Source organism: Nostoc sp. (assembly GCF_036917975.1).
Lineage (GTDB): Bacteria > Cyanobacteriota > Cyanobacteriia > Cyanobacteriales > Nostocaceae > Nostoc.
Genome location: NZ_JBALEJ010000005.1, coordinates 1 through 12,216 on the forward strand (window position 1 = coordinate 1; position 12,216 = coordinate 12,216).

The 12,216-nt window shown below is 43.5% G+C and carries 14 protein-coding genes and 1 pseudogene; 7 read left to right on the forward strand and 8 right to left on the reverse strand.

Going from position 1 to position 12,216, the window contains the following annotated elements; all coding sequences use genetic code 11:
* Positions 1-94 precede the first annotated feature (94 nt).
* A pseudogene (locus tag V7K76_RS01900) lies at positions 95-529 on the reverse strand (transposase family protein); the annotation flags it as partial.
* A gap of 263 nt (positions 530-792) precedes the next feature.
* Positions 793-945 (reverse strand): hypothetical protein, encoded by a 153-nt coding sequence (locus V7K76_RS01905; protein ID WP_334775208.1) that lies wholly within the window; start codon positions 943-945, stop codon positions 793-795.
* A gap of 110 nt (positions 946-1,055) precedes the next feature.
* Between V7K76_RS01905 and V7K76_RS01910 the strand changes: the two genes are divergently transcribed.
* Positions 1,056-1,547 (forward strand): RNA-guided endonuclease InsQ/TnpB family protein, encoded by a 492-nt coding sequence (locus V7K76_RS01910; RefSeq protein ID WP_335029643.1) that lies wholly within the window; start codon positions 1,056-1,058, stop codon positions 1,545-1,547.
* 318 nt (positions 1,548-1,865) lie between these two features.
* On the opposite strand, the gene V7K76_RS01915 is transcribed toward V7K76_RS01910, so the two are convergent.
* Positions 1,866-3,173 (reverse strand): recombinase family protein, encoded by a 1,308-nt coding sequence (locus tag V7K76_RS01915; RefSeq protein ID WP_334775207.1) that lies wholly within the window; start codon positions 3,171-3,173, stop codon positions 1,866-1,868.
* Between the two features lie 104 nt (positions 3,174-3,277).
* Positions 3,278-3,637 carry a VOC family protein gene (locus V7K76_RS01920; RefSeq protein WP_334706020.1) on the reverse strand — a complete coding sequence of 120 codons (360 nt, stop codon included), beginning with the start codon at positions 3,635-3,637 and terminating at the stop codon, positions 3,278-3,280.
* Between the two features lie 115 nt (positions 3,638-3,752).
* Between V7K76_RS01920 and V7K76_RS01925 the strand changes: the two genes are divergently transcribed.
* Entirely contained in the window at positions 3,753-3,914 is a 162-nt protein-coding gene (locus V7K76_RS01925; protein ID WP_334775206.1) for a hypothetical protein, read from the forward strand.
* A gap of 179 nt (positions 3,915-4,093) precedes the next feature.
* Here the strand turns inward: V7K76_RS01925 and V7K76_RS01930 are convergent, their stop codons facing one another.
* Positions 4,094-4,471, reverse strand: coding sequence for a response regulator (locus tag V7K76_RS01930; protein ID WP_334775205.1), 378 nt, complete (start codon positions 4,469-4,471; stop codon positions 4,094-4,096).
* A 63-nt stretch (positions 4,472-4,534) separates the two neighbouring features.
* The gene (locus tag V7K76_RS01935; protein WP_334775204.1) at positions 4,535-4,732 is read right to left on the reverse strand and encodes a hypothetical protein; all 198 of its coding nucleotides are present in this window, start codon (positions 4,730-4,732) and stop codon (positions 4,535-4,537) included.
* A gap of 39 nt (positions 4,733-4,771) precedes the next feature.
* On the opposite strand from V7K76_RS01935, the gene ldpA reads away from it, so the two are divergent.
* The 5 genes from ldpA (at position 4,772) to V7K76_RS01960 (ending at position 9,484) form a co-directional block, all read left to right on the forward strand.
* Entirely contained in the window at positions 4,772-5,932 is a 1,161-nt protein-coding gene (gene ldpA / locus V7K76_RS01940) for a circadian clock protein LdpA (RefSeq protein ID WP_334775203.1), read from the forward strand.
* Between the two features lie 88 nt (positions 5,933-6,020).
* Positions 6,021-7,754, forward strand: a complete 1,734-nt coding sequence (locus V7K76_RS01945) for a R3H domain-containing nucleic acid-binding protein (RefSeq protein WP_334953404.1) — start codon at positions 6,021-6,023, stop codon at positions 7,752-7,754.
* Between the two features lie 55 nt (positions 7,755-7,809).
* On the forward strand, positions 7,810-8,418 hold the full coding sequence (locus V7K76_RS01950) for a hypothetical protein (RefSeq protein ID WP_334775201.1): 609 nt from the start codon (positions 7,810-7,812) through the stop codon (positions 8,416-8,418).
* Positions 8,419-8,712: 294 nt separating this feature from the next.
* Entirely contained in the window at positions 8,713-8,943 is a 231-nt protein-coding gene (locus tag V7K76_RS01955) for an ATP-binding cassette domain-containing protein (RefSeq protein WP_334775200.1), read from the forward strand.
* Between the two features lie 34 nt (positions 8,944-8,977).
* Positions 8,978-9,484, forward strand: a complete 507-nt coding sequence (locus V7K76_RS01960; protein WP_334953401.1) for an ATP-binding cassette domain-containing protein — start codon at positions 8,978-8,980, stop codon at positions 9,482-9,484.
* A 179-nt stretch (positions 9,485-9,663) separates the two neighbouring features.
* Here the strand turns inward: V7K76_RS01960 and V7K76_RS01965 are convergent, their stop codons facing one another.
* Complete coding sequence (locus tag V7K76_RS01965) at positions 9,664-10,857, reverse strand: Coenzyme F420 hydrogenase/dehydrogenase, beta subunit C-terminal domain (protein ID WP_334953399.1); 1,194 nt, start codon at positions 10,855-10,857, stop codon at positions 9,664-9,666.
* Positions 10,858-11,215: 358 nt separating this feature from the next.
* The gene (locus V7K76_RS01970; protein ID WP_334775196.1) at positions 11,216-12,190 is read right to left on the reverse strand and encodes a DNA polymerase III subunit delta'; all 975 of its coding nucleotides are present in this window, start codon (positions 12,188-12,190) and stop codon (positions 11,216-11,218) included.
* Positions 12,191-12,216 lie beyond the last annotated feature (26 nt).

The window sequence follows — 12,216 nt, forward strand, 5'->3', positions numbered from 1 at the left end:
ACTTACTTAAAGCTTATGAGTATTTTTATCTACTCGTATCAGAACGGAATTACGTAACTTTATATACTACATCATGAAGTGCGGAATGTGGGTTTAAAGTATGTTCTTCTTGTTTACCACTATAAAATGCTTTTTGATGTCTTTGTGGTTTTTCTATCGGACTTTCCATAACATCCATGACAATTAAGTCCTCTGCTCCAGTTGTATTTAATAATTTTTTCTTCCCTGGTAAACTGAATTTTCTTGACTTGATTAAAATGTTTTCAATGTTATGAACTATCCGACAAACTGTCGATTCTGCAATTCCGAAATCTTGCCCTATATGAAAATAAGTTCTATATTCTCTCCAATACTGAAGAACCATTAAAACTTGATCTTCCACAATTAATTCCGGAGGACGTCCAGATTTTTTGTGCAATGCTTTTTTACCTTTAACTATACGAACCATCAATCGATAAGTTTTACGATTAACTCCTGTCAGTCGTTTAAATTTTGTGGAAGACAATTGTTTGGTTTGAGAGTATTTCATTTTTAACTCAGCAATTATACTTAGAAATTCAAACCAAATATTATATCACAAAAAACTTTTGCAAGAGGTCTACTGAAGAGTGAAAATAGGAGTATCAAAACCCTCCGTCGGAACATCACCGAATAAGGCAAAAGTAAAAAGTAAAAAGTCTACTTCAGTAGACTGGAGATTTTTAGCTTAAACAAAAATTCATCTCGTCACCTACCCGAAGGGTAGGTGACGAGATGAATTTTTGGGCAATGACGAATTGACCTACAACCAATTCAATCCGCAGGATTGACAGGGCAGTGGGTCGATAAGGAATTGCCATTTTCTGTGTTTGGCAACGAGTCAATGAGTTCATCAATCACCTGAGTCATGGTTTTATCTGCGTAAATGGCATAATTTTGAAGCTTATTAAACCGACGTTCTGACATTCTCAACCTTAATTGTTTGTTTTTCATTCTGGTTACACAATGGATACATATTATGTTATCCTGTATTCAGGTCGAAAAATAACAAAGGGCAAAATGAAAATTTCGTACCAATAGCTGAACGTAGATTAAAGTCAGCACAGCGAAGGGTATCAAGACGCAAAAAGAGTTCTAACCGACGTAGAAAAGCAATTAAACAATTGGGTGTCAAGCACAAAAAAGTTGCTGATACTCGCAAAGATTTTCACTTTAAAATATCTAAATCACTACTTGATAAGTATGATGTCATAGCTGTTGAAAAATTGAATATCAAAGGACTGACTAAAACAAGACTAGCTAAAAGTATTAATGACGCTGGTTGGGGACAATTTATAACAATACTTTCAAACAAAGCCGAAAATGCTGGTTTAAAAGTAATAGCTGTAAACCCAAATGGCACTAGCCTTGAATGTTCTATTTGTGGTCACAAGGTTAAAAAGCCGTTATCTCAAAGAATGCACAATTGCCCTAATTGTAATATCGGTTTGTGTAGGGATCTAAATGCCTCTCTAAACATAAAGGCGCGTGGGACACACGCCCTTAAAGCTCAATTAATGTCCTCATAGAGGAGTCGTTGAGAAGCCCACACTCACCCTGAAAGGGGAGTGTGTGGAGTATGTCACTGATCTTCAGCTTTAGCTATGAGACGGGAATTGAAATTCCCGGCGGACAAGCGGTTTCGCGTTAAGTTGACAAAGCCAAGAGGGTTTCAAGCCGCGCCCCTTGTGGGCGATTAACATTTTTGGGGGAAGGTTCAAGCCCCACCCCTTGTGGGTGGCTCCTCTCCTGCCTCCTGCCTCCTTGACACGTATGAGCAATGCTGTGCCCCTACCCCGTGGTATATTTACCATACTCAGCACTCTTCATCTGAAAATAGCTGTAATTTAAAAAATAAAAATAACTTGTAGTTTTAATTCTTTATTCTGAAAAACAATCTCAATTTGCCTGATGAATTCTCGAAAGTAAAATCGTCGCTCTGTTTCTGACAAATCTAACCAAAATTGTGGTATTGAAACAGCTTGAGCAACAGAACGTAAGTTAACCGGGGGGAGAGTCGCCAACTTTGCTTCGAGTGCAGATATTTCTGTGCGGAGTTTGTAAGTCCTTAACTTTGCTGTTTCGGCATCTAAAATTCCAGTTTCAATTAAAGCGGGTAACTGAGCAAGTATTTCTTGTTGACGAGCGATCGCTTGTCCTAAACTATTCTTGACTGCATCCAATTGGGGAAAATTCATCCCCGCTACTGCCAGAGGTAAATCACGGCAAACTGTTTCAATTGTATGTTGCAACACCTCTTGGTAAGGAATAGCCTTACACTTGGGGGTTTGGGGGCAGCTAGTAGAACGTAAATAAAGATACTCTTTATCTTGGTTGCGTTGGGTAACACGGGTAATTGTCAGATGTGACTGACATTTACCACAAACAACCAACCCAGCCAAAGAACGAGGCGCACTAGCAGTTCGAGATGGTAAACGGCTGTTACGGCGTAAAAGTCGGTCAACTTGGGCAGCTTCTTCTTTAGAAACGATCGCAATATGGGTATTGGAGATAATTTCGCCATTTTGGTAAGCTGTATTGCCGCGATAGACTGGATTAGTTAGCCAGCGTCTTCCGGTGGTGACAGAGATTTTCTTACCGTATTTTTTTGCCAGATAACGAACTGAACCCCGCAGGGAACCATAGAGTAAAAAATGTTCAAAAAAATCTTTGACTACTGGTGAAGTACTGCGGTCAATGGTATATTTTCCCTTACCTCTGCGATAGCCGTAGGGAACTTTGCCTGGTGGTGGTGCAACCTCAAGACGATTACGGGCGTGTCCTTGGCGGATGCGACGACTACGTTGCTGACGTTGGATTGCGTGTAGCAAATTCAGCAAATCAGCGCCCAGAGGGTAATTTTCGGAAGTGTAGGGCTGTTCGGTGGCAATTACAGCTATTCCCATGACTTCGAGTTGATTTAAGCGATCGCTAATTTCTTCTACAGTATCCCCCAATTCTTCCAACCGACGGATCAGGAGATAATCTGCTGCTTCAGTTTCGCAATCGGTGAATAATTGTTGTAATTGCGATCGTCCAGAAGACTCTGGCTTGCCCAAATCTTCATAAACCCGATCCACCTCCCATCCCCAATCGCCTTGATCGGGAGAAGATTCTAATAGTGGATCGGTATAAGAGTAGGCAATGATTTTCATTTGTCATTTGTCATTTGTCATTTGTCATTTGTCATTACTCATTGGGCATTGGATAGGTTATTCTCCTGATCTCCCCAATCCCCAGTCCCCAATCCCCAATCCCCTCACTGCTGACTTAACTCGATAATATTCCCATCGGGATCTTGAGTGAATAGGGCAGGGCGACCGGAGGCGCTGGCTTGAATGGAATAATTATGATTGAGTAATTCCTGTTTGGCGGTGTCTAAGTCAGCAACAGAAAAAGCAATGTGGGGATTGCGCCCCCATTTTTCGTTTGGGTTTTCTGTGGGGACAACAGGTGCAACTATCAGGTGAAGTTGGTAGTCGCCGACTTGATACCATGCACCAGGGTAGTTTAAGGAACGATCTATTTTAGATAATCCCAATACTTTGCCATAAAATTGCTCGGAGCGTTCTAAGTCAGTCACAAGAATTGCTGTATGGAGACTTTGGTTAATCTGCATTGTCGGTAAGAAGCGATCGCGTTTATTTAGATTTTGACTTAGTTTGGATTATTTTAGGGAGTAGAGAGAGCAGAGGGGAAATAACCAATGACAAATGACAAATGACAAATGACTAATGCAATTACAAATTCAATGGCAGTTGAACTCTAAACCTTGTCCAGTCGTGATAACTGGTAACTCCCGGTTCGTTCATTTTTTTTGGAGTTCGAGAAATTGCCGAAAAACAGAAAATCTTGGTGTAGTAATGGTTTTAGCCATTCCCCTAAATTTACCTTGAACTACCACCCTGTTCTAAAAACTCTATTTTTATGCGATGCCTACGGCGGTAAACTACGCGCAAAGGTGGAATTATAGTACATTTGTATTGTAGATTAGAACCCCTACTAAATCGTTCAGCTTTTTTCTAACTCAATTTAAAATGGGCGAACCGGGAGTTACTAGAGGCTGCAAATAGCTTCACTGCTCGATCGCCCCATAAACCGCTCGACGTAAATTATCAGGGGTCAATTTTCCCTTGACTAGATAATCTTGCGCCCCACTCTTGATCGCTTGGACTGCGATCGCTTCGTCCCCCTGCCCAGTTAACATAATCACAGATGTCTGGCTACCTTGGGTTTGCCGTTGTAGCTGATTGAGAAATTCCAACCCATCTATATCTGGCAATCGGTAGTCTAATAGAATTACATCCGGTATTTTCTCTTGACAGCCTTGCAATGCCTTCTCGCCAGACTCAAATTCGTAAATATCGTAGCTGTACTGCTCATCCCGCTCCAGGAAGCATCGATATACAAATTTGTCTTCAGCAGAGTCTTCCACAAAAAATACAGTTATCATCTATCTTGGCCTCCTTCCTAACCCAACTGCGGGATTGGAGAGCAGAGGAACAGAGGAGAATAATTAATAACTAAAATCCCCAGTCCCCAATCCCCAATTCCCAGTCCCCAATCCCCAGTCCTCAATCCCCAATCCCCAGTCCCCAATCCCCAATCCCCAATCCCCAGTCCCCAATCCCCAATCCCCAGTCCCCAATCCCCAGTCCCCAGTCCCCAATCCCCAATCCCCAAAATCAGAAAATCCAGACTTTTTCTTGATCACAGACTACTATTTTTAGTCGTATAAACGCATAATAGAATAGTGACTGATCTGTTCGCCCCTTTACAATCTCTCAAACAAGGTGACTGGTTCAAGCTGATCTGCGGAGCCAGCTTCCAGCATTTGCCGGCAGTCAGAAGTTTAACGTTAGCCTATACTTTGGCGGGCGCTGACTGCATAGATGTTGCAGCTGATCCGGCAGTGATTGCAGCAGCGCAAGCAGGGCTACTTGTAGCCAAATCTTTGGCTAAAGATGCCCAAAAACGAGGGTTTGACTACAAAGGCAACTCACCTTTTTTGATGGTCAGCCTGAATGATGGAGAAGACCCCCATTTTCGGAAAGCAGAATTTAATCCTACTGAGTGTCCAACAGACTGCTCTAGACCCTGTGAACGGATTTGTCCAGCACAAGCAATTGTATTTAATAGTACAAAAGAAGACTTTTCGGGAGTAGTATCGGAAAAATGTTACGGCTGTGGTCGTTGTATACCAATTTGTCCTTATGATATAATTTATACAAATTCATACATGTCAACGCCGGGAGCGATCGCGCCATTGGTAATGTCAACGGGAGTAGATGCCGTAGAAATCCATACAAAAGTCGGGCGGTTGGCAGAATTTGAACAATTATGGCAAACAATTTCACCGTGGGCCGATCAACTAAAGTTACTAGCCATCAGTTGTCCCGATGGCGAGGGGATGACTGACTACCTAAGAGCTATCTATGACCTGATTACCCCACTCAAGAGTGCTTTAATTTGGCAAACCGATGGTCGTTCTATGAGTGGTGATATTGGCGATGGCACCACAATAGCCACGGTGAAATTAGGGCAAAAAGTTTTGGCAGCTAAGTTACCGGGATATGTGCAGTTAGCAGGCGGCACAAATAGCTATACCGTTGCTAAGTTAAAGGCAATGGAATTGCTGAACGATTTTAGATTGCCGATTTTAGATTTTGGATTAGAAGATGCCAATCCACCATCTAAAATCCAAAATCCAAAATCCAAAATTTCTGGAGTCGCCTACGGTAGCTACGCCCGTGTACTGCTGTCACCAATTCTCGAACAGTTAGAGAATAAGGAGGTAAGTAACACTAATGTGAAGGCGAATCTTCGCCTAGAAGAAGATGAGGTATTACTTTGGCAAGCTGTAGAACTTGCCCATTCTCTCGTTTCCCAGATCAAGTCACAGCAGGAGCATTAATTGCTCGTTCGGAAAAATACCCAGGGCGGGTACTCCTGCACGCAAATGTCCTCACTATCTCTAAAAACGTCACCGACCAATAGAAAGCATGACGATTACAGACGATCTCCAAAAGTTATTAGACATTTTGCCCCAAGACCTGCGACAAGTACTAGAGAGTCATCCCAAACGAGATAGTTTAGTTGAAGTGGTCTTAGATTTGGGTCGTCGCCCAGAGGCTCGCTTTCCTAATCAAGCTGAGTATTTGAGCGAAGCACCCGTTACTCAAGAACAGATAGATGATTGCATTCAACGAGTTGGAACCTTTGGCGGAGATAATCGGGCAGGAATTGAGCAAACTTTGCATCGGATCAGTGCCATCCGCAACCGCACGGGTAAGATTATTGGCTTAACTTGTCGCGTTGGTCGGGCGATATTCGGAACCATTGGCATGATCCGCGATTTGGTAGAAACTGGTAAATCGATTCTCATGCTGGGGCGTCCAGGCGTGGGCAAAACTACCGCCTTACGGGAAATCGCCCGTGTTTTGGCGGATGATCTAAATAAGCGAGTGGTCATTATTGACACCTCCAACGAAATCGCTGGGGATGGTGATGTTGCTCACCCCGCCATTGGTCGCGCTCGGCGGATGCAGGTAGCTCATCCAAATCAACAGCATCAGGTGATGATTGAGGCAGTGGAGAACCACATGCCAGAAGTCATTGTCATTGATGAAATTGGCACGGAACTGGAAGCTTTAGCGGCTCGTACCATTGCGGAACGGGGTGTACAGTTGGTAGGTACTGCTCACGGAAATCAGATCGAAAATCTGATTAAAAACCCCACCCTGGCTGATTTAGTTGGGGGTATCCAAGCTGTGACGCTGGGAGACGATGAAGCTAGACGGCGAGGCTCTCAAAAGACTGTTTTAGAACGGAAAGCCCCGCCTACCTTTGAAATTGCTGTGGAAATGTTGGAACGCCAACGCTGGACAGTACACGAAAGTGTCGCTGACACCGTAGATAATCTGTTGCGGGGTCGTCAGCCTACCCCACAAACAAGAACCGTTGATGATCAGGGTAAGATTGGTGTTACACGCCAGTTAGCTGTTGTCAATGGTCGCGGTAGCCAGCTAGGGACAGTGGAAGAATCTTTTCCACCGGCGCGACCGTCTAATGGCTGGCGTTCATCTGGACAAATGGTAGCACTGCCACAATTGCCTGTAGAGCGGTTAACTGGGCGCAGTGAGTTTGATCGTTTGCTGGATGAATCCTTCAATTATTCTGAAAGCATTGATTTAGATGCTGCTACCAGACAGCCAGGGCCTAATGGTGAAGATTTGCCATTGCACGTTTACCCTTATGGCGTTAGCCGTCACCAACTAGAACAGGTGATTAGCGTGCTAACTTTGCCTGTGGTATTGACAAAAGACATAGATAGTGCTGATGCAATTTTAGCACTGCGATCGCACGTCAAAAATCACGCCAAATTACGCCAAATGGCCAAAGCGCGTCATGTACCCATCCACATGATTAAGTCCAGCACCATTCCCCAAATTACCCGTGGTTTGCGGCGGTTGCTGAACATCGACGATCCAGAAATGGCCGATGACCTAGAACTGCAATTATTTTTGCACAATGGTAGCGATGATGAGATGGATGCCTTGGAAGAAGCTAGACTTGCTGTTGAGCAAATTGTGATTCCAAAAGGACAGCCAGTGGAGTTATTGCCGCGTTCCCCGCAAGTCCGCAAAATGCAACATGAGTTGGTAGAACATTATCGCCTCAAGTCGCATAGTTTTGGTGAAGAACCAAATCGCAGATTGCGGATTTATCCGGCGTAACTTTATCCTTAACCCCTCTCCGATTTGGAGAGGGGATGTCACTAGGAGACACTTGATGTCCTATAGAGAGTTTTCTTTAAGAAAAGTAAAACAAGACTTTAATCTCACCTTAGTAGAAGGTGGGCGATTTTTACCTCCTATAGAACCAATTTCACCTAGTCCTCTACTGGCTGAATTTTTAGCAGAAAGTATCCAGCTAGCAATTGCAATGGGTTCTGAGAAAGCTAGATCAGAATTGATTATCAGTCCAATATTGTTTGAAGTCCGAAAAATTCTCAACAGACAAATCAGTTTTTTTTCGGGAGAAGAATTTAACGTAGAACCAGAAGTTGGACTGGCGGGATTTTGCGACTTTCTAATTAGCATTTCGCCAGAACAGTTATTTATTGAAGCTCCAGCAGTGGTGATTGTGGAAGCCAAAAAGGAAAATCTTAAAGGTGGTTTGGGGCAATGTATCGCAGAAATGATCGCCGCCCAAAGGTTTAATTTCAAATACGAAAAACCTATTGCTACTATCTACGGTAGTGTTACTAGTGGCAATCTGTGGACATTCCTCAAGTTGGAGGATAGCACTATAACTATTGATTTAACTGAATATTTAATTCCGCCAGTAGAGCCAATCTTAGGTATTTTGGTGTGGATGATTCAGTCACAATCAACTTAAGTTTAAGTTTCACCAAGAGCGAATAATATCCCATCCTTCACCTTGCAACGCAGCTACAGTCTGAGGTGAAATGTTCATGTCTGCTAGTAGCTTGATATCAGCATTCACAGGTGTTCCTCAAGCAGTTGGGACTATCTGAGTTTGATCGGAAACAACCCAAGCGGCGTATTTGAGTGCCTGTTGAATATCTATTGAGAAGGTTGCCACTTTTGAAGATATTGCCCTGTTTGAAACACCCGATTTGCTGAATTTGGTGCAGTTGACTGAAAAGGGAATACAACTAAGTCTGAAGCATTGCAGACAGGTATTGACATCAAAAATTTATCTTTTACCTATCCCAATAGCGACCGCGCAACCTTGAAAAACATCAACCTGACGATTCACCCCAACGAGATGATTGTACTAGTGGGTGAGAATGGTGCTGGTAAGACCACATTAGCAAAGCTATTATGTCGCCTTTACGATCCTAGTCAAGGTGCGATTATTTGGAATGGGCAAGAATTACGTAGGCGTAGCCCGCCGTAGGCATCGCTACCCTTAGAAGAATATTGATGTATTTATGCAAGATTACGCTCGTTTTCCGACTACTGTACGGGAGAATGTTGCCTTTGGGAATTTACCAAAAATGAAGGATGATGCCGCGATTACGGAAGCGATCGCTGAGGCTGGTTTGGCTAGAGTCATTCAAAAGCTAGATCACGGTTTAGAAACCCTCTTAGGCAAACAGCTAGAAGGTGGTATTGATCTATCTGGGGGAAAATGGCAGAGATTAGCCATCGCTCGTGCTTTGCTGCGACTGTCTCCAGCCGAACTAGTCATACTTGACGAACCAACAGCGAACCTTGATCCGAAAACAGAACATGAGATTTACAACATTTTGCACAGCTTGGCGAAGGGGAGAATAGCCGTTGTAGTCAGCCATCGCCTCGCCTTAGCCAAACTAGCAGACCGAGTAGTAGTACTAGAACACGGTCAAATTATCGAGGTAGGCACTCATGACGAACTCATAGCACTAGGCGGACAGTATCACTTGATGTTTACTCGTCAAGCTAGTAGTTATAACTGAATTGGGAATCGGGAATCAATACGCTTGGGTTAAGGGTTACTGGTAACAATTTTGGGTTTTCGAGACGCGATAAATCGCCGTCTCTACAAGTGTTTTGTTGCTCATTCTGAACTGTATTGAATTGGGAATCGGGAATCGGGAACGGGGGGACAAGAAGAATAACCAATGCCCAATGCCCCCTATTCTGGTAACTTATATTGCCCAACAATACGCTTGGCAAACTCTGGAACATGCGCTTCTAATTTCTCTGGATGATTTCGCTTCACATATAAATAATTCCGAGTAAAGTGAGAATCAATGGAAAACCGCGCATATTCTAGACCCTTGGGGCCGATTTTTTCGATCACCACACCCATCAGTTTTGCTGCCCACATCGGCAGAGTAACGCCTTGATCGTAAGCGGGAATACTTTGCTGCACGGCTTCTTTGCGGTTGCCTTTAGATGTCACTGGTTGAGTGTCTAACTGGTCTTTCACCAAATCTAGCATTTCCTTACCGGTGTCATTTCTCACTACAATCCACTGCCAGCCGAAGGGTGCGCCCATGTAGCCAACGACTAAATCAGCTAGGGAGTTGACGTAATCAAAGCAACTCATACAAGATGGGGCAAAGACATCTTTGAGTTTGTTAGTCTTCAAGCCAAAGAAAGGCACGGTTTCAGATGAGCCATCCTCATGTTTGAAGTGAACCCGAAAGTCTTGCATGAATTCGTAATGCACAACTGTATCAGGCGATCGGCTGGTGGTTTCTAAGAATTTTTGCAGTCCGGCGCGGTTAACATTATCTACGCAGGGCGTACCCAAAACATACAGCTTTTCTAAACCAAGTTGTTTTTCTACGGCTCGTAATGCCTGAATTTGGCAACCAACCCCAATTACTAATAGTCGTTTCATCCCCGATTTTTCTATCTGTTCCAACACCGAAAGGTTAGGTGAAAGTGTTGGTTTATTTACCCGCGCTGCTAGTATTTCTTCTGGAGTCCGGGCGATGATGGGCATGGGTTGAAAGCGGTCTTCTTTAGTGTTTTGCACGCAGACGACACCTTCAACTAAGCCACGATTGAGCATTTCAATGGCAATACTGCTAACAATTCCCGTCCATTGTGCGCCTTCGATGGGTTGTTGTTTTCGCGCCGCTATCATGTCTTGGTGAACACCAAAGTAGAGTTCATCAGGATTTTCAAGATGGCGCGATCGCGTGTGCGTTTCTTCTTCAAGTTCGCCTATTTGCTGATTAATAAAAGCGCAGGCTTCCTTGACATAATGAATATAGTATGTATCGCATAGTCCGCACTCGCTACACAGTTCTTTCGCAGGGCGGCGGCTGGTAGGTTTTAAGGCTCTGGCTTTTTTGTGAGGAGAAACTGAGGTCATATAAACTTTTTGTTTTATCCAGGAATCGCTTTTATTACAATACCTTCACTCGCTATGAACTTGACGATAGAGGATGAACAAGACATTATAATATTTTGAAACACAGAGGGACGCAAAGTAAACGCATAGGCGCTTCTCTACGAGACGCTACGCGAACGCCTTCCCGCAGGGTAGGAACGCAGAGTTTTGCTTAATTTATTTCGCTACGAATTAATTAAATATTGGACATCTCCAGAAATTAAATATGCATTACCCAGAACCCTTGTAGAGACGTAGCAATGCTACGTCTCTACATTCTTTATCGGAGATGTCTATTGTACTGAGACTTTTATGAAGAACTATAGAAATACAATTGCACTCAGCGATGAGTCTGGGAAATAGAATTTGATTTTTGATACACAGATAAAAGTAGACATTCCCAAACTAGTCGTGGTTGAGCGTAAGAAAGCAAGTGTTTACGAGATTGTTCTAGTTGGTTAATTATACTAGATTGATGCCACTGCTGCCAGTAAAATTGCTGAAGATAATCAACTAACCACAGTTGTGCTTCTGTATCTAAATCCTTATCAATTTTTTTGGCTAACTCCAAGGCGTTACGGTAAGATTTAGGCGTTTTTTTCAAGTCTTCGAGTAACTCCGGGGGAATAGCTTGTAATTGCTCATAAGATGCGATCGCACTTCCGGCACTGCCAGCTGCTATGCTCAATACTGCCTGATTTTGCAAAATTTCCTGATGACCTGTTTGTGTGAGTACAACAGCCAAAGACTGTGCATCTAAGCGATAAAAAGGAATGCGTTGACAGCGTGATACTAAAGTCGGCAATACAGACTCAGGTGTAGGTGCAATTAAAATTAACGTCGCCTGTCCTGGTTCTTCCAAGGTTTTAAGTAAAGCATTGGCTGCTGCTTCTGCCATTGTTTGGGCTTCCTCCAGCACTACCACATTTCTCGGCGCTTCTAAGGGCGGACGACCTAAAAACTCAGTAATTCCCCGAATTTGCTCTAGTCTAATTACAGGTGGTGCTTTACGCTTGAGTCCTTTTTCGGCTGCTTCTGCTGCTGTTAATCGTTGTCCTTGGTGTTGGTACGTTGGTTGCACCCACAATAAAGCTGGGTGATTGCCTTGACGCAAACGGTTTTGTAAAGACGTAGTAACTTCCATCCCACTAGAAAATAGCAATTCCACAAAGCATCTGGCTGCTAAACTTCTGCCGACACCATCTGGCCCCACAAATAGGTAAGCTGGAGGAACCCGATTTTGTCTGACAGCTTGAGTGAGTAATTCTATAGCTTGCTGTTGTGCTACAACTGGCGCAAATGGGTTAACAATCATGTCGCTTCTCTACGAGACGCTAAGGG

Coding starts and splice junctions, on each gene's coding strand:
- V7K76_RS01905 (WP_334775208.1), bottom strand. CDS start 945: ATGTCAGAACGTCGGTTTAATAAGCTTCAAAATTATGCCATTTACGCA.
- V7K76_RS01915 (WP_334775207.1), bottom strand. CDS start 3,173: ATGAAAATCATTGCCTACTCTTATACCGATCCACTATTAGAATCTTCT.
- V7K76_RS01920 (WP_334706020.1), bottom strand. CDS start 3,637: ATGCAGATTAACCAAAGTCTCCATACAGCAATTCTTGTGACTGACTTA.
- V7K76_RS01925 (WP_334775206.1), top strand. CDS start 3,753: ATGCAATTACAAATTCAATGGCAGTTGAACTCTAAACCTTGTCCAGTC.
- V7K76_RS01930 (WP_334775205.1), bottom strand. CDS start 4,471: ATGATAACTGTATTTTTTGTGGAAGACTCTGCTGAAGACAAATTTGTA.
- V7K76_RS01945 (WP_334953404.1), top strand. CDS start 6,021: ATGACGATTACAGACGATCTCCAAAAGTTATTAGACATTTTGCCCCAA.
- V7K76_RS01950 (WP_334775201.1), top strand. CDS start 7,810: ATGTCCTATAGAGAGTTTTCTTTAAGAAAAGTAAAACAAGACTTTAAT.
- V7K76_RS01960 (WP_334953401.1), top strand. CDS start 8,978: ATGCAAGATTACGCTCGTTTTCCGACTACTGTACGGGAGAATGTTGCC.
- V7K76_RS01965 (WP_334953399.1), bottom strand. CDS start 10,857: ATGACCTCAGTTTCTCCTCACAAAAAAGCCAGAGCCTTAAAACCTACC.
- V7K76_RS01970 (WP_334775196.1), bottom strand. CDS start 12,190: ATGATTGTTAACCCATTTGCGCCAGTTGTAGCACAACAGCAAGCTATA.